This window comes from Allokutzneria albata, assembly GCF_900103775.1.
Classification (GTDB): domain Bacteria; phylum Actinomycetota; class Actinomycetes; order Mycobacteriales; family Pseudonocardiaceae; genus Allokutzneria; species Allokutzneria albata.
Genome location: NZ_LT629701.1, coordinates 151,524 through 178,029 on the forward strand (window position 1 = coordinate 151,524; position 26,506 = coordinate 178,029).

At 70.9% G+C, this 26,506-nt stretch carries 23 protein-coding genes; 13 read left to right on the forward strand and 10 right to left on the reverse strand.

Features of this window, described 5'->3' with window-relative positions; all coding sequences use genetic code 11:
* The first annotated feature begins 6 nt into the window (after positions 1–6).
* From BLT28_RS00665 to BLT28_RS00675, 3 genes are read left to right on the forward strand one after another with little or no spacing between them, the layout of a single operon-like run.
* Positions 7–1,350, forward strand: coding sequence for a serine/threonine-protein kinase (locus BLT28_RS00665; RefSeq protein ID WP_052408103.1), 1,344 nt, complete (start codon positions 7–9; stop codon positions 1,348–1,350).
* Position 1,351: 1 nt separating this feature from the next.
* Positions 1,352–2,665 (forward strand): flavin-containing monooxygenase, encoded by a 1,314-nt coding sequence (locus BLT28_RS00670; protein ID WP_030433127.1) that lies wholly within the window; start codon positions 1,352–1,354, stop codon positions 2,663–2,665.
* Positions 2,662–3,123: a DUF6314 family protein gene (locus BLT28_RS00675; protein WP_030433128.1), complete on the forward strand. Its 462-nt coding sequence runs from the start codon at positions 2,662–2,664 to the stop codon at positions 3,121–3,123. The genes BLT28_RS00670 and BLT28_RS00675 overlap by 4 nt, the downstream gene beginning before the upstream one ends.
* Here BLT28_RS00675 and BLT28_RS00680 read toward each other — a convergent pair.
* The 3 genes from BLT28_RS00680 to BLT28_RS00690 are packed head-to-tail and all read right to left on the reverse strand — an operon-like array spanning position 3,094 to position 8,636.
* The gene (locus BLT28_RS00680) at positions 3,094–6,057 is read right to left on the reverse strand and encodes a BTAD domain-containing putative transcriptional regulator (protein ID WP_052408104.1); all 2,964 of its coding nucleotides are present in this window, start codon (positions 6,055–6,057) and stop codon (positions 3,094–3,096) included. The two genes, BLT28_RS00675 and BLT28_RS00680, sit on opposite strands and share 30 nt — an antisense overlap.
* An 18-nt stretch (positions 6,058–6,075) precedes the next feature.
* Complete coding sequence (locus BLT28_RS00685; RefSeq protein ID WP_052408105.1) at positions 6,076–7,464, reverse strand: TfuA-like protein; 1,389 nt, start codon at positions 7,462–7,464, stop codon at positions 6,076–6,078.
* A 14-nt stretch (positions 7,465–7,478) separates the two neighbouring features.
* Positions 7,479–8,636, reverse strand: a complete 1,158-nt coding sequence (locus BLT28_RS00690; RefSeq protein WP_162184937.1) for a YcaO-like family protein — start codon at positions 8,634–8,636, stop codon at positions 7,479–7,481.
* 331 nt (positions 8,637–8,967) lie between these two features.
* On the opposite strand from BLT28_RS00690, the gene BLT28_RS00695 reads away from it, so the two are divergent.
* From BLT28_RS00695 to BLT28_RS00710, 4 genes are read left to right on the forward strand one after another with little or no spacing between them, the layout of a single operon-like run.
* Positions 8,968–9,294: a YciI family protein gene (locus BLT28_RS00695; protein WP_030433132.1), complete on the forward strand. Its 327-nt coding sequence runs from the start codon at positions 8,968–8,970 to the stop codon at positions 9,292–9,294.
* A complete protein-coding gene (locus tag BLT28_RS00700) occupies positions 9,291–10,526 on the forward strand; it encodes an RNA polymerase sigma factor (RefSeq protein WP_030433133.1) in 1,236 nt (411 codons plus the stop codon). The genes BLT28_RS00695 and BLT28_RS00700 overlap by 4 nt, the downstream gene beginning before the upstream one ends.
* Positions 10,523–11,095: a maleylpyruvate isomerase family mycothiol-dependent enzyme gene (locus tag BLT28_RS00705; RefSeq protein ID WP_030433134.1), complete on the forward strand. Its 573-nt coding sequence runs from the start codon at positions 10,523–10,525 to the stop codon at positions 11,093–11,095. Before BLT28_RS00700 ends, BLT28_RS00705 begins: the two co-directional genes overlap by 4 nt.
* 11 nt (positions 11,096–11,106) lie before the next feature.
* Positions 11,107–11,523, forward strand: a complete 417-nt coding sequence (locus BLT28_RS00710) for a VOC family protein (RefSeq protein ID WP_156051737.1) — start codon at positions 11,107–11,109, stop codon at positions 11,521–11,523.
* Between the two features lie 48 nt (positions 11,524–11,571).
* Here the strand turns inward: BLT28_RS00710 and BLT28_RS00715 are convergent, their stop codons facing one another.
* Positions 11,572–12,960: an FAD-dependent monooxygenase gene (locus BLT28_RS00715; protein ID WP_030433135.1), complete on the reverse strand. Its 1,389-nt coding sequence runs from the start codon at positions 12,958–12,960 to the stop codon at positions 11,572–11,574.
* 22 nt (positions 12,961–12,982) lie between these two features.
* A complete protein-coding gene (locus BLT28_RS00720; RefSeq protein WP_052408107.1) occupies positions 12,983–14,281 on the reverse strand; it encodes a beta-ketoacyl-[acyl-carrier-protein] synthase family protein in 1,299 nt (432 codons plus the stop codon).
* A gap of 570 nt (positions 14,282–14,851) precedes the next feature.
* Here BLT28_RS00720 and BLT28_RS00725 point away from each other — a divergent pair.
* The 6 genes from BLT28_RS00725 to BLT28_RS00750 all read left to right on the forward strand — a co-directional run bounded on the left by BLT28_RS00725 (position 14,852) and on the right by BLT28_RS00750 (position 21,565).
* Positions 14,852–15,829, forward strand: coding sequence for an ABC transporter substrate-binding protein (locus BLT28_RS00725; protein ID WP_231950575.1), 978 nt, complete (start codon positions 14,852–14,854; stop codon positions 15,827–15,829).
* Positions 15,830–15,979: 150 nt separating this feature from the next.
* The gene (locus tag BLT28_RS00730; RefSeq protein WP_052408108.1) at positions 15,980–17,362 is read left to right on the forward strand and encodes an ankyrin repeat domain-containing protein; all 1,383 of its coding nucleotides are present in this window, start codon (positions 15,980–15,982) and stop codon (positions 17,360–17,362) included.
* Positions 17,363–17,844: 482 nt separating this feature from the next.
* Positions 17,845–18,360 (forward strand): hypothetical protein, encoded by a 516-nt coding sequence (locus BLT28_RS00735; protein WP_156051739.1) that lies wholly within the window; start codon positions 17,845–17,847, stop codon positions 18,358–18,360.
* Positions 18,350–20,485, forward strand: coding sequence for a bifunctional polysaccharide deacetylase/glycosyltransferase family 2 protein (locus BLT28_RS00740; protein ID WP_043813878.1), 2,136 nt, complete (start codon positions 18,350–18,352; stop codon positions 20,483–20,485). Before BLT28_RS00735 ends, BLT28_RS00740 begins: the two co-directional genes overlap by 11 nt.
* Positions 20,486–20,621: 136 nt before the next feature.
* Positions 20,622–20,942, forward strand: coding sequence for a hypothetical protein (locus BLT28_RS00745; RefSeq protein ID WP_030433141.1), 321 nt, complete (start codon positions 20,622–20,624; stop codon positions 20,940–20,942).
* A 140-nt stretch (positions 20,943–21,082) separates the two neighbouring features.
* Complete coding sequence (locus tag BLT28_RS00750; RefSeq protein ID WP_030433142.1) at positions 21,083–21,565, forward strand: DUF1360 domain-containing protein; 483 nt, start codon at positions 21,083–21,085, stop codon at positions 21,563–21,565.
* A gap of 53 nt (positions 21,566–21,618) precedes the next feature.
* Here BLT28_RS00750 and BLT28_RS00755 read toward each other — a convergent pair whose 3' ends face one another.
* The 5 genes from BLT28_RS00755 to BLT28_RS00775 all read right to left on the reverse strand — a co-directional run bounded on the left by BLT28_RS00755 (position 21,619) and on the right by BLT28_RS00775 (position 26,421).
* Positions 21,619–21,828 carry a DUF397 domain-containing protein gene (locus BLT28_RS00755; protein WP_030433143.1) on the reverse strand — a complete coding sequence of 70 codons (210 nt, stop codon included), beginning with the start codon at positions 21,826–21,828 and terminating at the stop codon, positions 21,619–21,621.
* A 12-nt stretch (positions 21,829–21,840) separates the two neighbouring features.
* On the reverse strand, positions 21,841–22,707 hold the full coding sequence (locus BLT28_RS00760) for a helix-turn-helix domain-containing protein (RefSeq protein WP_030433144.1): 867 nt from the start codon (positions 22,705–22,707) through the stop codon (positions 21,841–21,843).
* A gap of 95 nt (positions 22,708–22,802) precedes the next feature.
* Complete coding sequence (locus BLT28_RS00765) at positions 22,803–24,647, reverse strand: CheR family methyltransferase (protein ID WP_030433145.1); 1,845 nt, start codon at positions 24,645–24,647, stop codon at positions 22,803–22,805.
* 47 nt (positions 24,648–24,694) lie between these two features.
* Positions 24,695–25,426 carry an ATP-binding protein gene (locus BLT28_RS00770; protein ID WP_052408109.1) on the reverse strand — a complete coding sequence of 244 codons (732 nt, stop codon included), beginning with the start codon at positions 25,424–25,426 and terminating at the stop codon, positions 24,695–24,697.
* Positions 25,423–26,421, reverse strand: a complete 999-nt coding sequence (locus BLT28_RS00775) for a chemotaxis protein CheB (protein ID WP_030433147.1) — start codon at positions 26,419–26,421, stop codon at positions 25,423–25,425. Before BLT28_RS00775 ends, BLT28_RS00770 begins: the two co-directional genes overlap by 4 nt.
* Positions 26,422–26,506 lie beyond the last annotated feature (85 nt).

Genomic DNA, 26,506 nt, shown 5'->3' on the forward strand with positions numbered 1-26,506 from the left:
CGGCCCATGCCGGTGCCCGGACGGATAGGCCGATTCGAGGTGGTCGAGCGCATCGGGGGTGGTGCGTTCGCCTCGGTGTGGCGGGCCAAGGACGACGCGCTCGACTCCACAGTGGCGATCAAGGTGCTGTCGGCGGACTGGCTCGACTCGGCCGACGTGCACTCGCGGTTCCTCGCGGAGGCGCGGATGCTGCGGCGCGCTGAATCCGATCGGGTGGTCCGGGTGCACGACATCGGCGAGCTGCCGGACGGGCGGCCGTACCTGGTGATGACCTACGGAGACCGGGGCACGCTCGAAGAGCGGATCTCGGCGGGGCCGCTGCCGTGGCGGGAAGCGGTCGAAGTCGCCGTGGAGATCGGGCTGGCGTTGCGGTCCCTGCACGCGGACGGGGTGCTGCACCGGGACGTGAAGCCGTCGAACGTGCTGTTCCGGTCCGGGCCGGACGGCAAGGACCGAGTGCTGCTGGGCGACCTGGGGCTCGGCAAGCTCCTCAGCGAGGCGTCGACGCTGACGATGATCGGCGGTACTCCGGCCTACATGGCACCGGAGCAGGCGGGGGCGGACGAGCCGCTCAGCGTGCGCACGGACGTCTACGGTCTCGGAGCACTGCTCTACCGCACGGTGACGGGCCGCCATCCCTACGACAACAACGAGATCGGTGACATCGCGGAGCGCGGCGCACCGCCACGAGTCCGGAACGTGCCCGCTGGCCTGGACGCGGCGCTGCAGCGGGCTCTGGCGCCCAAACCCGCGGACAGGTACGGAGACGTCGCTGAGTTCGTCGCGGACCTCCGACGGCTGCTCGCCCCCAGGCGGAGCCGGTGGTTGATTCCCCTCGGCCTGCTCGCCCTCGCGGGCGTCGCGGCGGGGATCTGGTACCTGAGCCGCCCCGAACAGGTCGAGGTCGGCGACGGCACCAGGACGATCAGCCTGCGCGTGCCGAGGGCCTGGGCGGGCGAGCTGGCTGGCGCCGGGTGGGACCCGTCGGTGCTCGGCCTCGCCCCTGGCCGGTGGCCCGGCCTGCTCGTTGCGGAGTCGGTGGCGGCCTTCCCCGGGCCTGCCGATCCGCGGGCGGGCGTGTTCGCCGGGGTGCTTCCGCCGATGTCGGCGCTGTCGCCCCAGGACTTCGAGACCAGGACGGCCAAACCGGGTTGTGTTGCCGCAGCGACAAGTCCACCGCCCGTCGCCGGTCTGCGTGCGGCGCACGTGCGGCGGTGCGGTGTCGCCTTCGTCGCGGACGCGCTGCTGGAGGTGTCCGGGCAACAGGTCTGGGTTCAGGTCAAGCAGTCCGCCGACGATGTGACAGCGTTCCGCGAGGTACTGAGTTCCGTCGGCCTCGGGCGGCGCTGAGGTGCGTCGGTACGCGGTGATCGGCGCGGGACCCGGTGGGCTCGTCGCGGCCAAGGAACTGCTGGCCCTCGGCGCCGAACCGGTGGTCTTCGAGCGTGCGGGGGAGATCGGCGGGGTCTGGCGCGCGGGCGGACTGGCGTGGCCGGGGATGTCGACGAACCTGTCCAAGCACAGCTGCTGCTTCTCGGACTTCCCGTGGCCGCACGACGCGCCGGACTTCCCGTGCCGCGACGACATGCGCACCTACCTGCACCGGTACGCGGAGCACTTCGGGCTGACGCCGCACCTGCGGCTCCGCGAGGCCGTCACCACGGTGCGGGGCACGATCGTCAACGGGGAGCCGTTCGACGGGGTGATCTTCGCTTCGGGGGCCTTCGGCCCAACTGGTACCGAGTACCGTGGCGCTGAGCGCTACCGGGGCAAGCGCGTCGTCGTGGTTGGCGCGGCGTTCTCTGGAGCCGAGATCGCCGCAGAACTCGCCGCAGCGGGGATCGAGGTCACTGCCGTCGCGAGCAGGCCGATGTGGCTGCTGCCGCGCTACCTCGACGGCGTGCCGTGGGACCTGGTCAGCTACCGCCGCGATCGGCCCAGGCCGTCGTACGCCGAGGCCAACCGCCGCTTCGCGCGGATCGCGGTGAACCCGGGCGAGTTCGACGAGCGGATGAGGTTGGACCCGGACTCCGATCGTCCTCCGTACCTGGTGATCTCCGACCTGGTGCCGGCGATGCTGCGCGCGGGTGCCCTCCGGCTGGAGCCGGGCCGGGCTGTGCGGCGCGAGCCCGGTGCGGTCGTCCTCGACACCGGCGTGCGACTGCCGTGCGACGAGGTGATCGACTGCACCGGTCACCGCCTCGGACTGCCTTACCTGAGCCCGGACCAGCGGGCCGTGCTCGGTCACGACCCCGCGGACCTGCTGCAACCGTTGCTGTTGCACGAGTGCACCTTCCACCCGGAGTTCCTCGACGCGGCGTTCGTCGGCCTCTACCGCGGGCCGTACTTCGGCGTGATGGAGCTGCAGGCGCGGTGGGCGGCGGCCGTCCTGACAGGTGCGCTGCCGCGGCCGAGCGGGATGAGGGCGGGGCTGGAGCGGCAACTGGAGATCCGCGAACAGCGCCCGCGCCCGCAGTTCCCGCACGGCGACTACGTCGGCATGGCCGATCGACTCGCGGCCGAGATCGGTGTTCTCCCCGACCCGCCGCCGGACGGGCCGCTGCTTCCCGCGCACTACCGCCTGCACGGCCCCGGACGAGCCCCGGACCTGGCACGGGCCGAGATAGCATTCGTGGCGCGACGAACCGCCGGGAGCCAGCTGTGACCTCCACCGATACCCCTGAGGGCCGCATTTTCCTTTCCCTGCCCGGGAAATGGGCCTTGGCGCGGGCGATCCCCGGTACCGGCTCGGTGACCGGGGTCGCCGAGTTCCGCCGGTTGCGGCCGGACCTGCTGCTCTACCGCGAGGAGGGCACGTTGGAACTCGGTACCGGGCAGACTCACGACGTGAGCCGCGAGTACCACTACCTGTTGGAGGACAACCAGATCCGGGTCTGCTTCGTGGAGCCGCCGGAGTTCGGCCGCACGATGCACGTGCTGCGGCTGGACGGTGCCGAGGCCACCGACGAGCACCTGTGCGACCAGGACCTCTACACCGGCCACTACCGGTTCGAGGGCCCGGACCGCTTCACCGTCGAGATGCGGGTCCGCGGTCCGAAGAAGGACTACTCGATGCACACCACCTACGACCGGCTACCGGACGCGCCCGCGGACCTCCTCTAGGCGAGGGTGGCCCAGCTCCTCCAAGATCGCGACGGCCTCGCGCCAGCGTTCCTGGGCGTGCTCGGCCGAACCGGTCTCGTCGTGGATCTGCGCGAGCAGTTCGAGCACTTCGGCCTCGTAGAGCCGGAAGTGCTTGTCCCGGTAGACCTCCAAGCACTCCGTCAGCAGCGGTTGCGCCTCGCCGTGCCTGCCGACGCGCAGCAGGGTCTCGCCGAGGTTGTGCAGCACTGCGACCAGGCCGATCGCATCGCCGAGAGCCCGCGCGGGACCGAGTGCCGCCTCCAGCGACAGGATCGCCTCGTCGGCGTTGCCGCTCATCGTCTGGGCCCGGCCGAGGTTGCTCAGCGTGCGGATCTCCAGGTGCTGGTTTCCCGTCCGCCTGCTCAGCTCCAACGCCTGCTTCAGGTAGCCGATCGCGTCCTCGTAGTCGCCGCGGTTGGTGTGCGCGACACCGAGGTTGCCCAGCGTGCGCGCTTCCCCGCCCGTGTCACCGACCTCGCGGCGGAGCGCGAGCGAGTCGGTGAAGTACTCGACGCAGACGTCGATCTCGCCGAGCTGGCCGTGCGCCACGCCGAGCAGGCTGCGGACCATGGCCTCGGCCTTGCGGTCGCCGATCCGCTGCGCGGCCTTCAGCGCGTCGCGCCCGGTGGTGATCCAGTCCTTGTAGTTGCTCAGCCGCTCGAAATAGTGCTTGAGCACCAAGGGCAACTGCCACGCGATGCGGTGCATGCCCTCTGTCAGGGCCACGCCGACCGCCGCGACGAGGGTGGCGTGTTCGTCGGCCAACCACTGGAAGGCGTCCTCGTCGCCCGCGTGCCCGGGCAGGTGCCCCGGTCGCTCCGCCGGGTCCAGCTCGATGTCGACGAAGTGCGGGAAAAGCCGCTCCCGTGCGGCATCCGCGGCGTAGAGGTACCAGGTCAGCACGCGCTCGACGGCCGCGTGCCGCTCCTGTTCCCCGGCGTGCTCGGCGGCGTACTCGCGGAGCAGGTCGTGCAGCCGGTAGCGCCGCGCGGTCACCATCGTGAGCAGGTGTTCGTCGACCAGTTCGTCCAGCCGTCGCCGCGCGGTCGCGGGATCGGTCCCGGTGAGTGCGGCGGCGGACTCGGCCGTCGCGTCGTCGCCGGGATGCACGCCCAGCAAACGGAAGAACCGCTGCGTCTCCGGTGCGAGCGCGCGGTAGGACAGGTCGAAGACGGCGCGCAGGCCCCGCGTTCCGGAACTCAGTTCCCCGAGCCTGCCGCTGGAGGTCCGCAACCGCTCGGCCAGATCGCTGAGTGTCCACAAAGGACGGTTCTGGAGCCTGCGCGCGGCGAGTGCCACGGCGAGCGGCAACCCGCCGCACAGCGCGGTGACCTGCTCCGCGCCCTCGGCGTCGACCCGGTCACCGCCCGCGATCGTGGCCAGCAGCGCGGTGGCGTCCTGGGGAGCGAACAGCTCCAGCGCGAGCGTGGCCGCACCGTCGAGCGCGAGGTGCCGCCTGCTGGTGACCAGCACGAGGTTGCCGGGGCTGGCCGGGAGCAACGGCTGCACCTGGCGTTCGTCGGCGGCGTTGTCCAGGATCACCAGCGCCCGCTTGCCGTGCAGCCGATCCCGGTACAGCGCGGCCCGCGAGTCCAGCTCCCTCGGCACCTGGGCGCCGGGAACACCGAGCAGGTTCAGGAACGACGCGAGCACCACCGCCGGATCGGCGGGCGGCTGGTCGGAATGCGCGCGCAGGTCGACGTAGAGCTGGATCTCGTCATGGCGCCCGGCCGCCACCAGCTGGTGCGCGAAGTGCACGGCCAGCCGCGTCTTGCCCAGCCCGGCCATGCCCTCGATCGCCACGATCGGCGGCGCGGTCCCGCCCGCCTCCGCGAGCGAGGCCCGGGTCAGCCACCGCAGCTCCGCCGCCCGGCCGGTGAAGTCGCCGATGTCCGGCGGCAGCTGCCGGTGCGCGCTGGCCGACGCCGAGATCGGCTTGCTCACCCGGTTGTGCAGCACCCGCTGGTGCGCGTCGGCCAGCTTCGGCCCGGGGTCCACACCCAGCTCGTCGGCGAACCTGCGACGGGCCTCGTCGAAGGTGGCCAGCGCGGCGGCCTGGCGCCCGCTCGCGGCGAGCGTGAGCATCAGCCGCGCCTGCACCGCCTCGTCCAGCGGCTCGGCGGCGGCCAGCTTCCGCAACGGGGCGAGCGCCTGGTCGTCCTCGCCCAGCTCCGCGGCGAGTTCGGCGAACTCCAGCACGAGCGCCTGCCAGTCCAGCAGGATCTCCGCGACGCCGGGGTGGTCGTGGAACGCGGGCAGGTCGGCCAGCGGCGCGTCCCGCCACAGCGTGAGCGCCCGCCGGCACGCCTCGGCCGCGCCCGCCACGTCGATCCGCTCCCGCGCGGCGCGGGCTTCGGCGGTCAGGCCGCGGAAGGCGAGCAGATCGAGCTGGTCGGCGGTGACGTTGAGCTGGTAGCCGCTCGCGGTGGCGGACAGCTGCGGGCCTTCCGGTGTGAGCCGCCGCCGCAGCCGGGAGAGGTGCGTCTGCAGGATCTCCACGACGTTCGCGGGCGGGCGGTGCCCCCACGCGGCCTCGATCAACGCGTCCCGGGAGACCGGCGCGTTGGGGCTCAACGCGAGCGCCGCGAGCAGGGTCCGCTGCGGCGCGGACCCGAGGTCGATCACCTCATCGCCCGCCCTGAGCACCAGCGGGCCGAGCACGCCGACGCTGATCCCGGTGGCGGAAGCGTTGTCCCGCACCAACTCCGCGGTCTCGGCGGCGGAAAGGCCGAACGCCTCGGCGAGCCTGCGCAGCGTGGCGGGCCGGGGGCGGGCGATGCGGCCCTGCTCCAGGTCCCGCAGCCCGGCGACGCTGATCCCCGCGGCCGCGGCCGCCTCGGTCTGCGTGAATCCCGCTCGCGTTCTCCAGAGCCGGACTCGGGGACCCAACGAACTCCGCGCGGCCCGGTCCACGCGGACAGCGTAGAGGCATCAGCAGACGCGAGCGGGCTCCGGGCACACCTCGAACCGCACCTCTTCCGGGTTGTACTTGGCCAGCAGGTGCACGCAGCGGCCCGCGGCGACCACGTTCTCCATCGAGCCGAACCCGCGGTCCAGCGCGGCCAGCTCCAGCTGCCGGACGGGCACACCCCAGCGCCGCGCGGTGTCCTCGACGATCCGCTTCTCCGCGATCCGGTCGATGTGGAAGGAGTTGTCCCGCTTGGCCAGCTTCGCGTTCACCGCGGCGGCGTAGGCGGCGAGCTGCCTGGCCCTGGCGAACGCCGGAGTGCCCCGCAGCGCGTCGAGCGCCAGCTCGTCCCAGGCAAGCGACGGCGCGATGCGGAAGCTGCGCACCAGGAACAGCGCCAGCTGCTCGCGCGGCTCCAACTCGCGCTCGGCCTTGGAGAGCCAGTCGTCGAGGAACATCTCCTGCACGGCCGAGTCGATCGCGTAGACCCCTCGGTGCTCACCGTGTTCCACGGCGATGTCCGCGACTGAGCGCCCGGCGTGCGGTAACCGGCACTCCCGGCGGCACTGCTCCGCCAGCCAGTCCAGCACCAGGTTCCGGTGCAGGCACGGGTAGTCGGTGGCCAGCAGTTGGCAGGCCCGCAGCGCGGCCAGGTCGCTGATCCAGGTCGACGTGCTCTCCTCCACCTCGCCCCGGCTCTCCAACTCCCAACCGTGCACGAACAGCGTCCGGCTCAGCCGGGGCGGCTGCTGGCGCGGCAGGTCCGGCTCGCCCAGCGCTTCGAGCAGCAGCAGCGCGTCCTCGCGTTTGCGGTCGACAGCGCCGCTGTCCACGAAACTGGCCAGCTGGAGCAGCTCCTCCTCGTCGACGCCGAGGTCGCGGCCCACGGCCCACATCGCCCGGTAGCAGCGCGCCGGATAGGGCCGGTCGGCCATCGCGCCGATCAACAGCTCGCGGGTGGCGGGGGAGCAGTAGCCCCGGCGCTCCGCGACCGCCAGGGTGGCGCGCATGTTCACCAAAGGCTCCGACAGCGGCCGGTAGTCGTGCTCCGGCAGGCCGTGCAGCAGCGTCACCTCGTCATCGGCCTCCAGCACGCCAGTGGTGTAGTCGGCGTAGATCTCGCCGATCCCGGTCATGCCGAAGGTGTCCAGCTCCGCGGCGCGCAACGCGCCCGTGCTGGCAGCTCCCAGCACGCGCACGCCCCGCTCGATCACCACCAGGATCTCCTTGTGCGTGATCGACCGCGCGTGGTGGAAGTAGCCGTCCACGATGCCGACCACGTCGCCGGGGGCGGGGTCGAGCCGGAAGAGGTCCTGCGCGGCGATCGGCGGCAGCACGCGGACTTCGGTGCCCGCCACCAGCTTCTCGGCGTCCGGCAGGGTGGGACCGACGAACAGGAAACGTCCGGGCACGGCTGCCTCCTTCCTCAAAGGTGTCGGGGGCACAGCAGCCTGGGCGCGATCACCCTGGCGACCGGCACCCCCACGTCGGCCCTGGTGAGGTCGACGACGAACGGGGTGACCCCGGTCGCCGCCATCACCCGCTCCACCACCAGGGCGTTGTCCTCTGCCGCGCTCCGCGCCGGAAGTGCTGCCACAGAAGCGAAATCCCGTTCGTCACCCGGAGCGGACGTCCGGGCGTCGGCGAACGGGCCGGCCTGCCGGTAGACGGGTTTGCCGGCGTTGTCACGCGCTCCGGCGATGTAGGTGACCCTGGACCGGGCCGCTTCGGTGAGCGCGCGGCGCAATGCGATCTGCGGGTCGAGGTGACAGCCGTGACCGCGGCTGTACACCGGGAACGCCTGGCTGAAGATCCGGGCAGCGAAGCACGGCAGTCCGCACGGGCCGTCGAGGACCTCCACGACGACCTCGACCTCGGCCTCGGCGAAGCGCGCGAGCAGCCCGGCCGCCGCACCGTCCACAGTGTCCAGTCGAAGGCGCGGAGGGCGGATGCCGGAGCGCTGGTGCCGGGCGACCGCGTCCCGCTCGACCACTTCGGTGAGCCCGTGCCCGATCGCCTCGTCCAGGGTGTTGCCGGCCGCCAGCCCGTTGGTCGTGCCCGCGAACACCGGCGGCGCCCATTCCGCCCGAACCCGGCCGTCCAGGCGCAGGCAGGCGGTGGGCACCCGGGTCTCCCCGGAGCCGTCCAGCCGCCGTGCGCGGTTCCAGCTCAGCCGCAGCGCCGGGTTCAGGCAGGTGCGCGGGGAGCGGTCCAGGTCGCGCATCCGGTAGCCGAGGCCGGGGGCGGCGGCCCCGGCCTCGGCCTCGGGGAGGTCCGGCTCGACGCGCTCGGCGTGCCACAGCTCGAGTGCCTCCATCGCCGCGCCGACCTTGGCCGCCGCCCTGGTCAGACCGGTGCCCTGGGAGACCGACAACCACCAGGCGTCCGGGCGAACGGCCTGGTAGACCGGAATGCCGATCTCGTCGAGCCAGGTCAGGTCGGCGAGCCGGGTGATGCCGACCGTGCGCAGCTTGGGGGCGAGCCAGGTCAGCGTCTGCTCCGGGGTGCGCAGCCGCTGCTCGCCGTGCGGAGCCGGACCCCTGGTCGCGGTGGCGCCACCGGTCCGCCCCTCGGAACCGCTCACCACCCCAGGTGCTCGGAGGAGACCGAGTACTCGCGCACCTCCTGGTGCCGGGCGAGCTCGCCCGCCAGTTCCCGCGCGTCGGGGATGGTGATCCGGTCCATGGCCGCTCCAGGGGGTTCGCGCTGGTGTGCCGGTCCAGGATGGCAGCGGGCGCTGGCACCGCGCTGACAACGCAAGGTTCTTTCGGGTTGGTGTTTCCGCAGGTCACAGACCTGTTCGCGACACCGGCGGGATGCGCTACGGCCGGACTACGGTTCCGGTTGCCCGGCAGGTGTCCGTCCGGGGTGATCCCATTCGTCGGTGGGGCGGACACACCCGATGAGGAGGACACGTGCAGTACATGCTGTTGATCTGTGGTGACGAGTCGGCGGCCGAACACGCCGAGGACGGCTGCGGCGGCTGGTCGGAGGAGATGGAGGCCAGGGGCGTGATCCGGGGCGGCGGTGGGCTGCGCCCGCCGACCGATGCGACCACCGTGCGCGTGCGGGACGAGCAGCTGCTGCTCTCCGACGGGCCGTTCGCGGAGACCAAGGAGCAGATCGGCGGTTTCTGCCTGATCGAGTGCGCGGACCTGGACGAGGCCATCGAGATCGCGTCGAAGCACCCGGCGGCGAGCTACGGCACCATCGAGATCCGGCCACTGATCCAGTTCCCGTGAGCGCGGAGGTCTCCGCCGCGCTCACGCGGGCGTTCCGCGACGAGTGGGGCCAGGTCGTGGCGACCCTGATCCGCGTGACCGGGGACTGGGAGCTGGCCGAGGAGTGCGCGCAGGACGCGTTCGCCCTCGCGCTGCAACGCTGGCCGCGCGACGGCGTGCCCCGCAAACCGGGCGCGTGGCTGACCACGGCCGCGCGCAACCGGGCAACCGACCGGCTCCGCCGAGATGCGGTCGGCGCCGCGAAACTGCGAGAGGTCGCCGCGATGGCGCACGAGCCCGATGTCCCCGATGACGAGATCCCCGACGACCGGCTGCGGCTGATGTTCACCTGCTGCCACCCGGCGCTGGCCCCGGAGGCGCGGGTCGCGCTGACGCTGCGCACCCTCGCGGGACTGAGCACCACCGAGATCGCCAGGGCGTTCCTGGTCGGTGAGCAGGCCATGTCCAAGCGCCTGACCAGGGCGAAACAGAAGATCAAGAACGCTGGTATCCCGTACCGGGTGCCACCGGCGCACCTGCTCCCGGAGCGCACGCCCGCCGTGCTGGCGGTGCTCTACCTGCTGTTCAACGAGGGCTACTCGGCGAGCGCGGGCGCTGACCTGCTGCGCCCCGACCTCGCCGGGGAGGCGATCCGGCTGGCCAGGGTGCTCACCGCGCTGATGCCGGACGAGCCGGAGGCGGCCGGGTTGCTCGCCCTGATGCTGCTGCACCACTCCCGCCGCGACGCCCGCATCGGCCAGGACGGCGAGCTGATCACCCTCGACCGGCAGGACCGCGCCCGCTGGGACCGGGCGGCGATCACCGAAGGCGTCGACCTGCTCGACTCCGCGTTGCGGCGACGGCGTCCCGGCCCGTACCAGGTCCAGGCCGCGATCGCCGCCTGCCACGCGAGCGCCGCCTCACCCGAGGACACCGACTGGCCGCAGATCGCCGCGCTGTACGGACGGCTCGCCGTGCTGACACCGTCCGCGGTGGTGGAGCTGAACCGCGCCGTCGCGATCGGCATGGCCGACGGTCCCGCCGCCGGGTTGCGCCTGGTGGACGCGTTGCGGGACAAGGGAGAACTCGCCGGGTACCACCTGCTCCCGGCGACCCGCGCCGATCTGCTGCGCCGCTTGCACCGCGACACCGAGGCGGCCGCCGCCTACCGCGAGGCCATCGCGCTGGCCACCACCGACACCGAACGCCGCTTCCTCACGAAACGGCTCGAAGAAGCAGGAGGACACCCGTGACCGACGTCCGCGCCGCCATCGCCGCCGAACGCGCCGAACTGGCCGCGCTGTTGACGGATCTGCCCGCACACCAATGGGATGCGCCCACTCTCTGCGAGGGGTGGCGCGTCCGCGAAGTGGTCGCCCACATCACCACGGCCTACCGCTACTCGCTTCCGCGCATCCTCGGCAACCTCGTCAGGTCCGGCGGCAACTTCAACCGCATGTCCGACCGCTGCGCCAGGCGCGACGCCGCCGCTCTGTCCACAGAGGACTTGTTGACCTCGTTGCGGGACAACATCAACCACCCGTGGAAGCCGCCTGGCGGTGGCTACGAGGGCGCGCTGTCGCACGACGTCATCCACGGCCTCGACATCACCGTGCCCCTCGGCGTCGACCGCCGCGTGCCCCTCGACCGGCTCAAGACGGTGCTCGACGACCTGAGCGAGAAGAACGTGAAGTACTTCGGCGTGAACCTCGACGGCATCCAGCTCCGCGCGACCGACATGGACTGGACCCTCGGCTCCGGCACCCCGAAGTCCGCTCCCGCCCAGGACCTGCTGCTGTTCCTCTGCGGCCGCAAGATCTGAAGGAGAACCGCGTGTTCATCGTCAGCCTCCCGATCGAGGACCGCTCCCGCTCCCACGCCTTCTACCGTTCCCTCGGCCTCCGCCCCGTCGGCCCGCTCGCCGAGGACGGCTTGCCGGAGCCGCTCCAGTTCGACCTGTCCGAGGGGGCCCGCCTGATGCTGGTCCCGAAGGGCGGTTTCGGGTGGGTGACCGGCAACCGTCCCGTCGCACCGCACGGCACCAGCGAATGCCTCCTCGGCCTCAGCGCCCCTTCCGAGGACGCCTTGGACGACCTCGTCCACCGCGCACAGCAAGCAGGTGCGGAACTGGTCATGAAGCCCGCCCACCGGCCGTGGGGCTACACAGCCGTTGTCGCCGACCCCGACGACCACGCGTGGATGATCACCGTCGTTCCTCAGAACGGCGCGGGTTCGAGTTCCGCTTCGTAGACCTTGCCCCTCGTTGCCCATGTACCGGTAGTCACGATCAGCCGCCCCTCAACCCCCGGAAAGCAAGCCGGCAAAAGCGTCCTCCACGTTCCCGGGCCCATCAACCCAAGCCACGTGTCCATCAGGCCGCAGAAGAACCCCACCCCAAGGCAGCTCCGCAACCCGAACCACATCAACCCGCGGCCCGAGGTCCGGAACACCGTCCCGGGTGGTCAAGAACACGAACCGACCCGCTTGCAGCAGAGAAAACACGCTGAACCCGCCCAGGTCCAGATCCTGCATCCGCCACCCGGTGTCGCCGTAGGAAACGCCGAGCCCGGAATGCTGCACCGCCAGCTCGTGGTTCAACGACGGATGAGCCGCCAGCAGTTCGTTGAACCGGGCGCGCAGGGCCTTGTTCTCCGGTGAGGTCGACACGACCAGCGCGGTCTGCGCGCGGGTGTCGTCGATGACGCGGGCGCCGACGGGGTGGCGCTCGCCTTCGTAGGTGTCCAGCAAGGCCGAGGGGGCCCAGCCCTGGATCACCGCGGCGAGCTTCCACGCCAGGTTCGTCGCGTCCTGCATGCCGAGGTTCATTCCCTGGCCGCCCAACGGCATGTGGATGTGCGCGGCGTCTCCGGCGAGGAGCATGCGGCCGTTGCGGTACCGCGCCGCCTGGAGGGTGGCGTTGCCGAAGCGCGCCAGGTACGAGGGGTCGTACATGCCGAAGTCGGTGCCGACGACCCGCCGGGTGCTCTCCTTCAGCTCCTCCAGCGTCAGCGGCTCGTCCTTCGGGATGTGCAGCATCGAGTGGTCGGTCGGCGAGACGCGGTACCTGCCGTTTCCCAACGAAACCAGGAACAGCGCGCCCTTGTCGCCGTTGATCGTCAGCGATACGGCCTCCGGCGGCTCGGCGAGGCGGACGTCGCCCATCGGGACGCTCAGCGTCGACGGGGTCCCGGCGAAGTCGATGCCCGCGGCCTTGCGCACCGTGCTGGACGGGCCGTCGCAGCCGACCACCCAGCGGGCCTGGAACTCCTCACCGGTCCCGGTCTCCACGGTGACCGAGTCGCCGTTGTCGCGGACGCCGGTGACGGCGCGCCCGCGCAGCACCTCCACGTCGAGGGCCGAGGCGTGCTCGGCGAGCAGCGCCTCGGTCCTCGACTGCGGGAGGAACAGGACGAACCTGTACTTCGTCTCCAGGTTGGCGTAGCTCAACCTGTTGTCCAGTAAGGCGAAGTGCGTTGTGGGGATCCGCTTGCCCTCGTCGAGCCAGGGGCCGGCCGCCCCGCGCATCGCCAGCAGCTCCAGCGTGCGGGGGTGCATTGTCAGCGACTTGGCGTACGGTACCGGCTCGGTCAGCCGTTCCAGGACGGTCACCTCGACCCCGGTCCGGCGCAGCTCCGCGGCCAGCCACAGGCCGACCGGTCCCGCCCCGACAATCACCACGTCACGCATGGCACTCCTGTCCGACTAGCAGCTAGGCCGGCTCTTCTCCGCCGGACCATCCACGGACCATGATGGCGGAGTTGTTCCCGCCCATCCCCACACTGGTGGTGATCGCCGTGGGCACCGAGGCCGGGATGCCCTTGCCGACCACGTGGTTCAGGTCGGCGCAGCGCGGGTCGGGGTCCTCGAGGCCGTAGGTCGGCGGCACCCGGTTGTGGTGGCTGGCCAGCAGTGCGGTGATGAACTCGACGCCGCCGGTGCCGCCGAGCATGTGCCCGGTGGCGCCCTTGGTGCCGCTGACCAGCGGGCTGGACGCGGGGTCGGAGCCGAAGACCTTGCGGATGGCGAAGGCCTCGGCCGGGTCGTTCATCTTGGTGCCGGTGCCGTGCACGTTGATGTAGCCGACCTCGGTGGTGCTCACCCCGGTGTCCAGCAGCGCCTCCTCCAGGCAGGCCCGCATGCCGGGCGCCTCGTCGGGGCGGATGTCGGACATGTCGTAGGCGTCGCCGCGCAGGCCGTAGCCCAGCACCTCGCCGTAGATCCGGGCGCCGCGCGCCCTGGCGTGCTCCAGATCCTCCAGCACCACCACACCCGCGCCCTCGCCGAGGATGGTGCCGTCGCGCTTGTTGTCGAACGGGCGGCAGATGCCGATCCGGGAACCGGTGCGGTTCTGCGCGAACGCGGCGATGGTGATCTCGTTGACCGCCGACTCCGCGCCGCCGGAGAGCATCAGCTCGGCCCGGCCGTACTTGATCTTGTCGTAGGCGGCGATCAGCGACTCGGCGCCGGAGGCGGACGCGCCGCTGACCGTCACCAGCGGGCCGGTGAGACCGTGCCGGATGGACACCGCCGAGGTCGGCGAGTTCGGCAGGGTCAGGTTGCACAGCCGGGCGGAGATCGACCGGCTGCCGCCCTGCTCCAGCAGTTTGTACTGGCGCTGCAGGATCTCCGCGTTGGAGTAGGCGACGCCGATGGCCACCCCGAAGCGGTCCAGCTTCTTCGGTGATCTCGCCGCGTCGGAGTGGATCTCGTTGCGCGGCAGGTCCAGGCCGGCGTCGGCGGCGGCCGCCTGGGACGCGGCGATGGCCAGCCACTGGAACCGGGCGGTGACCCGGATGTCCCGCTCGGAGATGCCGTGCTCGGCCGGATCGAAGTCCGACAGCTCGGCGGCCCGCTTGATCGGACAACGCGAGGTGTCGAAACGGGTCAGCTCACCGACTCCGCTCCGACCGTCGCACAGATTGTCGAAGAACTCTTCAACAGTGTTGCCAAGGGGGGTGACAACACCGATTCCGGTCACCACGACGCGCCTGCCGCCGACAGCGATCACGTTGCTCCTCACAAGCCACTCGAACTGGTCTGGCATATGGCGGGCAGACCCTAGCGACACATTTCCCGGTGACCTAGCTTGATCGATTAGTAGCGCGCATAACGGCTGCTCATCCGCCCGGAGGCGGAGGTTGAGCGCGATCTCCGGGGAGGCCGGGCGCACGGGTGCGGGATGCACGTTCCACAAGATCATCCGATCGGACCACATTCGGTGCTGGTCGAAAGGCCCGTACGACGGTCATTCCCGGTCGGAGCGGTCGTGATACGCACCGGCGGAGGGCGTGTCCAGGGGGAGCCCGGGCCATTCGGGCCAAGCGGCGAACATGGGCGGAGACTTGTCTATGCGGCCTGGTACCCGCACGTCGCACCGTATTCGTGTCGTGGAATCACCCCCGACCCCGGTCACTCGTATGGACCAGGAGTACGAATAGTTGACATGGCAGTCGTGACGGTGTCGCCGGAGTTGTCATCCGGTAATGCTCCCAGTTTCTCCTGGTATAACGTTCGCGATCATTGCTGACCCCCGTCGAAAGATAATGTAAAAATGTCGCGTAGTACCTGTGGACGAAAAGTGCGGGCGCTCCTGGCCGCTCTCTCACTGCTCCTCGTCGCGTCGGGCTGCGGCCTGCTCGGCGGGGACTCCGGAGCCGACGCGGCCGGGGGCGCGGGACTGGAGAAGTCCCGGATCAAGATCGGCGCGATGCCGATCATCGACTTCGCGCCGCTGCACATGGCGATCCAGAAGGGCTACTTCCGGGACGAGGGCCTGGAGATCGAGACGGTGGGCATCCCCGGCGGGACCACCAGCGTGAACGGACTGGTCGGCAAGCAGTTCGACATCTCGGTCGGCAACTGGATGTCGTTCTTCGAGGCCCAGTCCAAGGGGGTGGCCGACCTGAAGCTGATCGCCGACGGCTACCAGGCCCGCCCGCACAACTTCGTCATCGTGGTGCCGCAGGGCTCCTCGATCACCGCGCCCCAGCACCTGGCGGGCAAGAGGATCGCGGTGACCATCCGGGGCGCCATCGCCGAGCTGCTGGCCAAGGCCTCGATGGACGCGCACAGCGTCGACCACAGCGGGGTGGGCTGGGTGGAGATCCAGTTCCCCGCCATGCCCGCCGCGCTGAAGAACAAGCAGGTCGACGCCGCGGTGATGGTCGAGCCGTTCATCACCCAGGCGGAGCGCAACTTCGGCGCGCTGCCGGTGCTGGACGTGGCCCAGGGCGCCACCGGTGACTTCCCGATCTCCGGCTACGCGACCACGGCGGCCTTCGCCAGGGACAACCCCAAGACGATCACCGCCTTCCGCAGGGCGCTGCAGCGCGCGCAGAAGGAGGCCTCCGACCGGGGCAAGGTGGAGCAGGTCCTGCCCAGCTTTGCCAAGGGCATCGACCAGGTCACCGCGAGCCTGGTGCACCTCGGTGCCTTCCCGACGCGGCTGGACACCGTGCGCATCCAGCGGGTGGCCGACCTGATGACGGTGCACGGCCTGCTGCCGAAACCGCTCAAGGTCGACGGCATGGTGATGGAGAACCTGCCCGACAACTGAGGCCACAGGTATGCTTCCCGGAGGCGAATCGGGTCGCCTCCGGGTCCGCGGAAAAGGCTGAGCCTGCCCGAAGAGGACAGGTAGCGCCCTGGTCACACCACCTCCTTTCACCCCGTCACGCGGACCACGGGGCCATGGAAGGAGGTCGCGATGCCGACCGTCCCCCTGCCCGAACGCCCCGACCTGGGCCAGCTGCGCAAGCAGGCCAAGCAGCTGCGCCGGTCCCTCGCGGGCGGCACGCTCGCCGACGCGCAGCGGACGCTGGCCCGTCGGCACGGGTTCGCCAGCTGGACGCGCCTGGTGCGGCACGTCGAGGCGATCAATGCCCGTTCCTGGGGCTACGCCGAACCGTCCGGCGACGAGCCGGTCGCGGACCGCTTCGTGCGGCTGGCGTGCCTGAACTTCGCCGAAGACGCCCCGCAGCGCCGGGCCGAGGCGGCGCGGTTGCTCGCACAGCACCCGGACCTGCCCGAGCACAGCATCGCCGCCGCCGCCGCGTGCGCGAATGCCGGCCACCTCCAACGACATCTCGCTTCCGGCGCCTCGGCGGCGACGCCGACCGGCCCGTACGACTGGTCGCCGCTGATGTACCTCGCCTATGCCCGCGTCGGTGTCGGACTCGAGGACACCCTGGCTGCTGCGCGGATGTTGCTCGACGCGGGTGCCGATCCCGACGACGGCCGGTTTTTCCGCGGCCTGCCAACGCCTTTCACGGTGCTGACCGGAGCACTCGGCGGTGGGGAGGGCGACCAGCCGCCGCATCCGCACGCCATCCCGCTCGCCCGGCCGCTCCTCGCCGCGGGCGCCGATCCCAATGACGGGCAGGCGCTGTACAACCGCATGTTCTCCGAGGCCGACGACGCGTTCGAGCTCCTGCTGGCGTTCGGCCTCGGCCGTGGTGATGGAGGTCCGTGGCGGCGGTTGCTGCCGGATCTCGTTGACCCGCCGCGGGAATCGGCGCGCAAACTGCTGGCGTGGGCGGTCGTGCACGATCAGCGTCGGCGGGTGAAGCTGTTGGCCGACAACGGGATCGATGTGGTCAGTCCGTTGAGCACCGGGCTCACGCCGTTGGAGACCGCACTGCGCAACGGACATCGCGAGCTGGCGGAGCTGCTACGTGGCTCGGGAGCGCACGAGATCGAGCTGGCTCCCGCGGACGCCTTCATCTCCGCCGCCCTTGCCGGAGATGAAGCCGCGGTCGAGGCCATGCCGCGGGAAGCCGTCGACGCGGCGCGGGAGGCCCGCCCGGGACTGCTGGTCTGGGCAGCGGCACAGGGGCGGCCGGAATCGGTGAAAATCTTGCTGCGCAAGGGTTTTGACGTCAACGCCCGCGCCAGGAGCGATCTGCCGGTCGAGGAGCCGTGGCAGACCGCGCTGCACACGGCCATCGAGGTCGGCGATGTCGAGCTGGTCCGGCTGCTGCTGGACCACGGCGCCGACCCCGGCATCCGTGATCACCGGTTCGACGGTGACGCGGGGGACTGGGCGCGGCACTTCGAGCGCGCTCACGTGCTCGACCTCCTCGACCGGTAGGAGCGCGGGGGCGCGCGACGGTCGCGATCTACTGCCTGACCGTGCCACCACACCACGTCCTGAGCCCGGAACTCCTCTGGCCGCCCTGCGCGCGGACATCTCTCGATCTCGGCGACGTTTCTCGTGCGGAACCCGGAGAAGTACCCGCAGCTGACAACAAGAAGACTTATGTGGGTTGGATGCAGAATCAGGAGAGTCCTTGTTGGGGAGTATCGACCGAAAGCGTTGTGCGGCAGACGATAAACCGTGACGTCACCGTGATTCGCGGTGCTCTGTCGCCGTTCGGGCACAGGTGGCGGCACTGCGGAGAACATCTTCCGGCATGCGTTTGCGTTGTCTAGACGAGGTCTCTGAGCAGCGGCTATGCCGCGTTCTGGAAATTACTCCAGATATCTGGCGGGTGATTCAAGATATTCTCATCGAGTCGTGTTTCCGGGTAGCCTCCGGTCCCGCAGTTGTCCCTTCACGTTCTGACTGAGGACATGACCATTCCCGACGCGTCCCCCCATGACAGCCCCGTTTTCGTGGACGCCAGTGGCCGCCGCCGCCGTGTGCTGCGAACCGTGGTCGGCCTGGCATCCCTGGCCGGTCTCGCCTATGCGACCCTGCTGTGCTTCGCGCTCACCGACGGCCCGGTGGAACCGCCCTCGCTGCTCCCGGCGTCACACAACGAGAACACGACGACGACGGCTCCGCCGCCCACCGTCCGAACTCCACCGACCACCGTGCAGACCACCAAGCACCCGACCGTGCCGCCCACCTCCCGGCGCCACCCCGCTCCCACCGTGACGACCGCCGCAGGCGCGCCGTTGCTCAACATCGCGCCGTTCCTCAAGATCGCACCGGTCCCCGTCCCGGTTCCGGCGCCCCTTCCGCCTCCCGGCGCTGCCCCGCCTGTCGCCGCCACCCCGTCCCCGGCGGCGAAGTCCGGCAGGCAGAGCGTCCTGCCGTCGGGCCTCATCAGGCGCGGGACCGAGAGGGCGGGCGATGGCGGCTAGGCGCCGTCGCAGTGCGCGCACTCCGAGGACGCACTGGCTGCTGCTCGCGGTGACGCTCCTGGTGCTGCTCGGCGGGATGTTGCTGGAAGTGCTCGTCGTGGAGCGGGTCGACCAAGGGGCCCGGGCCAAGGAGGGCTCGCACGCGACCGTGCCGTCCGCGGTCAGCACCGGCGGCCCGCTGCTCGGCCGGGACGACAAGGGCCTCACCTCGCGGCGCGTCCCGGACCGCACCGTCGTCCTCACCTTCGACGACGGACCGGATCCGGAGTGGACGCCCGCGGTCCTGGATGTGTTGCGCCGCAACGGGGTGCCCGCGACCTTCTTCGTCACCGGCCTCGCGGTGTCGAAGAGTCCCGAGGTGGCGAAGCGAATCGTCGACTCCGGGCACGAGATCGGGTTGCACACGTTCACGCACACGGACCTGAGCAAGGCCGGTCCGCTGCGCACCAGGCTGGAGCTCGAACAGACCCGCCTCGCGGTCGCGGGCGCGACCGGCGTGTCGTCCCGCCTGGTCCGGCCCCCCTACTCGGCGAAGGCGGAGGACCTCGACGACGAGGACTTCCGCGCCGCCAAGGGACTCGTCGACGCCGGCTACCTGGTCGTCCTGTCCGAACTCGACTCCCAGGACTGGACGAGGCCCGGGGTCGACCCGATCGTCAAGGCGGTGACGCCGCGGGACGACCGCGGCGCGGTGGTGCTGATGCACGACGCCGGGGGCGATCGGTCGCAGACCGTCGCCGCCCTGGAACGGCTCATCCCCTCCCTTCGGCAGCAGGGCTGGCGGTTCAGCACGGTCAGCGACGCCTTCGGAGCGCCGGGAGCGCCCACGCCCGCGTCCTGGGGCGACCGGACGGAGGGCTCGCTGGTGGTGTTCACCGTCGGCGCCTCGCAGGTCCTCAACGACGTCATGGCCTGGCTGGTCATCGTGTCCGCCCTGCTCGCCCTGGCACGCGCGGTGCTGTTGGTCTGCTGTGCCGTGGTGCACCGTCGGCGCCGCAGGCCGAACCGACATGAGTTGCGGCTGGTTCCGGAGTCGGTGACCGTGCTGGTTCCCGCCTACAACGAGGAAGCGGGCATCGAAGCCACACTCCGCTCCATCCTCGCCAGCACGGTGCCGGTGCGGGTGATCGTGATCGACGACGGGTCCACCGACGGCACCGCCGACGTGGTGCACCGCCTCGGCCTGCCCGGCGTGCGACTGGTCGTCCAGCGCAACGCGGGCAAGGCGGCCGCGCTCAACACCGGGCTGCGCCACTGCGAGACCGACCTGGTGGTGATGGTGGACGGGGACACGGTTTTGGAGCCGGACGCCGTCGCCGAGCTCGTCCGCCCGTTCGCCGATCCCGGCGTGGGCGCGGTGTCCGGCAACGCCAAGGTGGGCAACAGGAGCGGCCTGCTGGGCACCTGGCAGCACATCGAGTACGTGATCGGCTTCAACCTCGACCGCCGCATGTACGACGTCATGCAGTGCATGCCGACCGTCCCCGGTGCCGTCGGGGCGTTCCGCATGAGCGCACTGCGCGAGATCAACGGCATTCCGGTGGACACCCTTGCCGAGGACACCGACCTCACCATGGCGCTGGAGCGCGCCGGCTGGGCGGTGACCTATCAGGAGTCGGCGCGCGCGTGGACCGAGGTGCCGGTCAGCCTCGGGCAGCTGTGGCGGCAGCGCTACCGCTGGTGCTACGGGACCTTGCAGGCGATGTGGAAGCACCGCGGTGCCGTGGTCGAACGCGGTCTGGGGGGTCGGCTGGGCCGACGCGGTCTGCCCTACCTGCTGCTGTACCAGGTGCTGCTGCCGTTGCTGGCGCCCGCGGTCGATCTGTTCGCGGTGGTGAGCCTGTTCACCGACCCGCTCATGGCCGCCGTGGCCTGGTTCGGGTTCCTCGTGATGCAGCTGGTTCCCGCCATCGTGGCGTTCTGGCTGGACGGGGAACGCTTCCGTCCGCTGTGGGCGCTCGCGGTGCAGCCCGTCGTGCACCGCCAGCTCATGTATCTGGTGGTGATCCAGTCGGTGGTGACGGCGTTCGCGGGTGCCCGGCTGCCGTGGCAGAAGCTGCACCGCACGGGCAGCGCCGCGCAGGACGCACCCGTGGCCGCAACGCTCCGGCTGGGGGAGCGGTGATCCGGCGGCACCGGGGTGCCGACGACGACCAGGACCCCAGCGTCGGGCTCGGCGTAGGACCCGGACGGCTCCGCCGGCTCCGCGCCGTAGGCCGGGTCGCTGACCTCGGCCCGCCTGATCAGAATCCGCCTAGGAGGTGTTGGCGTTCGAGTTGCCGATCTCCAAGGTCAAAGCGAACCGGTTGTCGCACCGCCCGTCGGAGCTGACGTCCCGCCCGGGTGTCCTGAAGGCGATGGCCGCACGCCGAGTCGACGAGGGCAAGGCATTGATGATCGTGGATCAACTCCGGCCCCTCTCCGCCGCCGCTGATCTCCTCGCCTGCGATCGCATCGCCCGCGCTCTGCCGGAGGACCACCGGACCCTCGACCAGAGGCGCGTCGACGTTGCGGTCGATTCGTTGCAGGGCAAGGAACCGGCGCTCCTGGGCGGGGTGGGCCTGTCACCGCTGCGATCTTGACAGAGAGTATGGGTGGGTGCTGTCCGTTCCATGGCACGAGGCAGGACCTCGAAACGGAAGCGGGACCGATCGCCCGACCCGCACCCTTCTCAGGGGCGACGCACACGTTCACCCGCAGACCGGGCGGGTAGTCCTGCGCCATGACAGACGACTATCGCGGTGGCGAGGACATCAATCTGCGTGGGTACGCGTCCAGCGCTGCCGTATACGCCGTGCTGGCGGGGGCGGTGGTGACGGTGGCGCGGCGCAGCGGCCAGGGGTTGCCGGAGCGGATTCGCTGGAGCGACCTGGCATTGCTCGGGGTGGCCACGCACAAGGCGGCCCGACTGCTGTCCAAGGAGCGGGTGACGAGCTTCCTGCGGGCGCCCTTCACGCGGTACCAGGGGGCGGCGGGATCGGCGGAGGTGCGCGAACAACCGCGGGGCAGCGGGTGGCGCAGGACGGTGGGGGAGCTGCTGACCTGCCCGTTCTGCGTGGGCGCGTGGGCGGCGGGAGGGTTCGTCGCGGGGTTGGTGCTGGCGCCGAGGCCGACGCGGGTGGCGGCGTCCGTGCTGGCGGTGCTGACGGCGTCGGACTGGTTGCAGCTGGCGTGGACGATCACCGACGGGAAAGCGCGGGAGTAGCAGAACGGGGCCGGTCCGAAGCGGACCGGCCCCGGATGAGGGAGCGAGGGGGATCACCCCGCGTCGTGGCAGCCCGCCTTGACCGCGCAGAGGAACCTGCTCCACGCCGCCGGGCCGAAGGTCAGGGCCGGGCCGTCCGGGTTCTTCGAGTCCCGGATCAGGATCCTGGTGCGCGCGAAGCCGATCTCCACGCACTCGTTGCCGCTGCCGTTGCTACGGCTGCTCTTGCGCCATAACACTCCCGAAGAATCCGGGACGCGCATCTGGGGGCTCCCTCATGAGGATCGAAGTCCGCCCGCGATCTCGGTGATCTTGTCGATCGACCGGTCGGAGTCGAGCGCGGCCTCCTGCAGGCCGGCGAAGCTGAGCTTATACCGCTCCACCGAGGCCTGTTCCTCCAGGTAGAAGCCGTAAATCAGGTTCTCGACGTACACCGTGTCCTGGTAGTGGTCCTGGTCGAAGGACAGCACCGTGAACGGCGATCCGATGGCCGGGACCGCGCCCGCCTCGAACGGCAGCACCTGGATCAGCACGGTCTCCAGCTCCGCCACTTCCAGCAGCCGCTCCAGCTGGCCGAGCATCACCTTCGGGCCGCCGACCACCTGGCGCAGGGCGGCCTCGCCGATCACCGCCTCGAAGCGCAGCGGGTTGTCGCCGCGCATGCGGGCCTGCCGCGCGGTGCGCACCTCGGCGCGCTGCTTGGCGATCTCCTCGCTGACCTTCGGCAGGTCGGCGAGCGCGAGCGCCTCGGCGTAGCTGTGGGTCTGCACCAACCCGGGGATCAGGTCGGTCTTGAACGTCGACAGCCGCGCGGCCTCGGCCTCCTGCTCGACGAAGTCGTAGGCCACCTGCACCAGGGCCTCGGTGTTGTAGTCCTCCCACCACTGCCGCTCCTGCGCGGCCACCGCGTCCTGGAACAGCTGGTCGCGCTCGGCGTCGGCGACACCGTAGATCAGCGCGAGGGCGATCACGTCCACCGGGGAGATCGGCTGCGCGGCGTTCTCGATCTTGCTGAGCTTCGCGGGCGACCAGCGCAGCTGCGGGGCGACGTCCTGCCCCTTCTTGCCCGCGGCGTCGCGCCACTGCCGCAACTGCCGCGCGATCCGCCGAAGCCGCACGCTCGCCCGGAAAGCCTCAGCCACGCCAAGCACCCCATCCCATGATCGTTCCTGAGAAGCCTACGGGGAACCCGTCGCCATCTCCGATCACCTGACCAGGCGGAGCGGGACGTCGTGCCTCAGCCGGGACGCTCTTCGTGCTCCATCACCAGGATCGCGCCGCTGGGTACGCCGCCGGACAGCAGCGGGCTGCACGTCACCCGCACCGTGATCGACCGTCCGCGCCGGTTCACCGCCTCCAGCTCCAGGTCGGTGCACTCGACACCGTCGTTGAGCGCGCCGCGCAGCGCCGGGCGCAACCGGTCGGTCGGCAGGCCGATGTCCAGGTTGAGGAAGTGCTGGCCGACCGCCTCCTCGACGCGCAGCCCCCACAGGTCCTCCGCGCGGCGGTTCCACACCTGCACGTGCATGTCCTTGCCGAGCACCGCGACCCCCGCGCGCAGGCTGGTCAGGATCGTCTCCAGGAACGCGTTGGCCTCGTCGAGCCTGATGCTGCGCTCACGCAGCTCGTCGTTGATCGTCTGGAGCTCGTCGTTGGTGGACTGCAGCTCCTCGTTCATCGTCTCCAGTTCCTCGTTGGTGGACTGCAGCTCCTCGTTGGTCGTCTCCAGTTCCTCCACGGTGGACTGCAGCTCCTCGTTCGTGGTCTCCAGTTCCTCGACGGTGGACTGCAGCTCCTCGTAGGCCGTCTCCAACTGGCGGTTGGCGTGCTCGAGGTCGTCCTGCAGCCGCTTCGACGAGGTGACGTCCTGGAAGACCAGGGTGACCCCGAGCAGGCTGGAGTCGCCGCCGACCAGCGGGTGCACCTGGATGTCGAAGTACTGGGTGTCCCCGCCCGCCCTCGGGTACTCCACGTCGCAGACGTTGGCCATCCGCCGCTCCAGCTGCGCCTGCTCGATGTAGCGGCGCAGCTCCACCGGCCGGTAGGACAGGTCCAGGTCGCGGAAGGGCCTGCCCACATCGCGCGCGCCGACCCCGAACTGCGCCTGCGCCTGCCGGTTGCCCATCGCCACCAGCCCGTCGGTGGTCACCACGATCTGGGCGACCGGGCTGGCCAGGAAAGCCTCGTAGCGCAACAGGTCCAGCCCCACCAGCTCGGAGGACTGCACCGCGCGCGGCATGTCGACCAGGACCGAACCGGGTACCACGGGCAACCTGGGGACCTTGCGGAACATCCGCCGCTTGAGGTCGACCGGCAGGAACAGGTTGCTGTGGCTGAGCAGCATCTCGGCCTTGCCGAGGAACAGCACGCCGTGCTCGGCGAGCGCGAAGTGGAACCGCGACAGCATCCGGGACTGCGTCTCGGCGTTGAAGTACATCAGCGTGTTGCGGCACGCCAGCAGGTCGATCCGGGAGATCGGCGCGTCCTGCACCAGGTCGTTGCGCCCGAAGATCACCGAACGGCGCAGGTCCTTGCGGAAGACGAAGCGGTTGCCCTGGGGCTCGAAGTAGCGCTCCAGCAGCACCGGGTCCAGCCCGCTGACCTCGCGTTCGCCGTAGGTGGCGTGGCGGGCCTCGTTCAGGCCCTCCTCGTCGACGTCGGTGGCGTAGATCTTCACCCGGCGGCGGAACTCCTCCACCCCCAGCACCTCGGCGAGCAGGATCGCCAGGGTGTAGGCCTCCTGTCCGGAGGCACAACCCGCGCTCCACACCCGCAGCGGGGCGTCGGGGGAGCGGGCGGCCAGCAGCTGCGGCACCACCTCGGCCCGCAGGTACTCCCACGCCTCGGTGTCCCGGAAGAACGCGGTGACGTTGATCAGGATGGTGTTGAACAGCGCAGTGAACTCCTCCTGGTGCACCTGGAGGAAGTCGAGGTACTGCGCGTAGTCGTCGACCCCGGCCTGGGCCATCCGCCGGTTCACCCTGCGCATCAGGCTGGAGCGCTTGTACCCGGTGAAGTCGAAACCGCGAGTTTCCTTGAGGTAGAGCAGCAGCGCCTCGAACTGCGGATCTGGCTCGGTCACGCGCGCCCTTCCGAGCTGGCCGTCCACCGGCCTCACCTCAGTCCTCGCTATTCGGCGCTCAGCGTAGCCCAGACGCGCTTCCCGGCAGCGGTGACCTCGGTGCCCCAGGCCACGCTCAACGCCTCGACGAGGAGCAGTCCCCTGCCGCCGTCGGCCTCGGGCGTGCGCTGCCGCGGCGTCTGCTGGCTGCCGTCGCTGACCGCGAGGTGCAAGTAGCGTTCGCGCAGCGTCAGGGTCAGCACGGATTCGCTGTGCGCGTGCAGCACGGCGTTGGAGACCAGTTCGCTGGCGATGGTGCGCGCGGGCTCCACTGCGTGGGCCAGCCCCCACGACCGGCACGCGCGGTCGACCAGTCCTCGGGCGCGGCGCGGCGCCTGCGGGCTCATCGGCAGGCGCTCCCTGAAGCGCGGCAGCACGGGCTGCGTGCTGGCGATGTCCTTCGCCTGGGCCAGGGAGTGGCACACGGCGATCCGCTGGCGCGTGCCCATCCGGGCCAACCGGGACAGCAACGCGGGCGAGGTGGCGCACAGCACCACCGCGCTGCCCGGCCAGACCGCGGCGTTGAGCGCGAGCGTCGGCAGGACGGTCGCCGCGATGTCCTCGGTGAGCCGGACCTCCGCGGCGTCGATGATCAGGCAGGTCGGGTGGGCGGCGAGCGCTTTGAGCGCGGCGGCGCGCAGCAGCGGCGCGGTGCGCAGGTCCAAGACCCCGTCGAGCACCAGGATGGTGTGCGGCGGGTAGTCCTCGATGCGCCAGCGCAGTTTCTCGGCGTCGGTCATCGTCGATCTTCCGGCAACGGTTCCACCCCGCGGTAGTCGGTCATCCGGTTCATCCTGTCGATCAGTCCTCGCAACAGGGTTCCGGCCCGGTCAGTCTCCTCCGCGACGCGCTCGTAGCGCGAGCTGGAAGCCGGACGGCCGCGCTCGGCGGCGCTGCGGGCCATCCGCCTGCTGAGGGCGACCTTGTCCTGGAGGCTGCGATAAGCCACCCACAGCGCCGATTCCAGCGCGTCGGTCTGACCGTCGAGCAGGCTCTCCGGTGACCACCGGTGCCCGACCCGGCAACGGAACCGCGGCGTGGAGGGGGAGCGCAGCTCGAACATCGGGCCGTCGCACGCGGGACACGACAAGCCCACCGGCGTCAGCCCGTTCACCGGATCGGTCATCTCGTCCTCCGCCTCCGGTGGGGCGGGCGTCGCCGGACCCGCCGCGCTGCCCGCGATGCGAGTGAGCAGCGGGCCCATCTCCGCGGTGCCGAGCACGTGGTCCACCTCGACGGCGTCGAGAGCGGCGCGCGGCATCGAGGGGTGCTGCGCCTCCTCGGGGTCCTGCACCACGGTGATCCCGCCCTGGCGGGCGATCGACTCCAGCCCGGCCGCCCCGTCATCACGCGCCCCCGACAGCACCACGCCGACGACCCGGGGCCCGAAGTACCTGGCCGCGGAGCGGAACAGCGGGTCGATCGCGGGGCGGTGGCCGTTCTGCGTGGGATCGGTGGTCAGCGCGACCCGGTCGCCGCGGAGCACCAGGTGGTGGTCGCTGGGCGCCACGTAGATCCGCCCGGGCAGGACGAGCTCCCCGTCCTCGGCGTGCCGGGCGGGCAGCGGGCCCGCCCGGTCGAGAATGCCGGGCAGCGCGCTCGGCGCCCGGCGCGGGATGTGCAGCACCACGAACACCGCCGCGGGGATGTTCCCGGCCAGACCGCCGACGAGGCCGCTCAGCGCCTCGACCCCGCCCGCGGACGCGCCGACGACGATGATGTCGCGGCTGCTCACGTGAAAATCACCTGGTTCCGGTCGACGTTCGCACCCGCGAGGTACCCGGTATGGGCGTCGGCCAATCGGGCGTTGCCGCGGAACC

Bases quoted from the DNA above. Each gene is read 5' to 3' on its own strand.
- BLT28_RS00665 (WP_052408103.1), top strand. From the start codon at position 7: ATGCCGGTGCCCGGACGGATAGGCCGATTCGAGGTGGTCGAGCGCATC.
- BLT28_RS00715 (WP_030433135.1), bottom strand. From the start codon at position 12,960: ATGCGTGACGTGGTGATTGTCGGGGCGGGACCGGTCGGCCTGTGGCTG.
- BLT28_RS00730 (WP_052408108.1), top strand. From the start codon at position 15,980: ATGCCGACCGTCCCCCTGCCCGAACGCCCCGACCTGGGCCAGCTGCGC.
- BLT28_RS00735 (WP_156051739.1), top strand. From the start codon at position 17,845: ATGACCATTCCCGACGCGTCCCCCCATGACAGCCCCGTTTTCGTGGAC.
- BLT28_RS00740 (WP_043813878.1), top strand. From the start codon at position 18,350: ATGGCGGCTAGGCGCCGTCGCAGTGCGCGCACTCCGAGGACGCACTGG.
- BLT28_RS00750 (WP_030433142.1), top strand. From the start codon at position 21,083: ATGACAGACGACTATCGCGGTGGCGAGGACATCAATCTGCGTGGGTAC.
- BLT28_RS00755 (WP_030433143.1), bottom strand. From the start codon at position 21,828: ATGCGCGTCCCGGATTCTTCGGGAGTGTTATGGCGCAAGAGCAGCCGT.
- BLT28_RS00770 (WP_052408109.1), bottom strand. From the start codon at position 25,426: ATGACCGACGCCGAGAAACTGCGCTGGCGCATCGAGGACTACCCGCCG.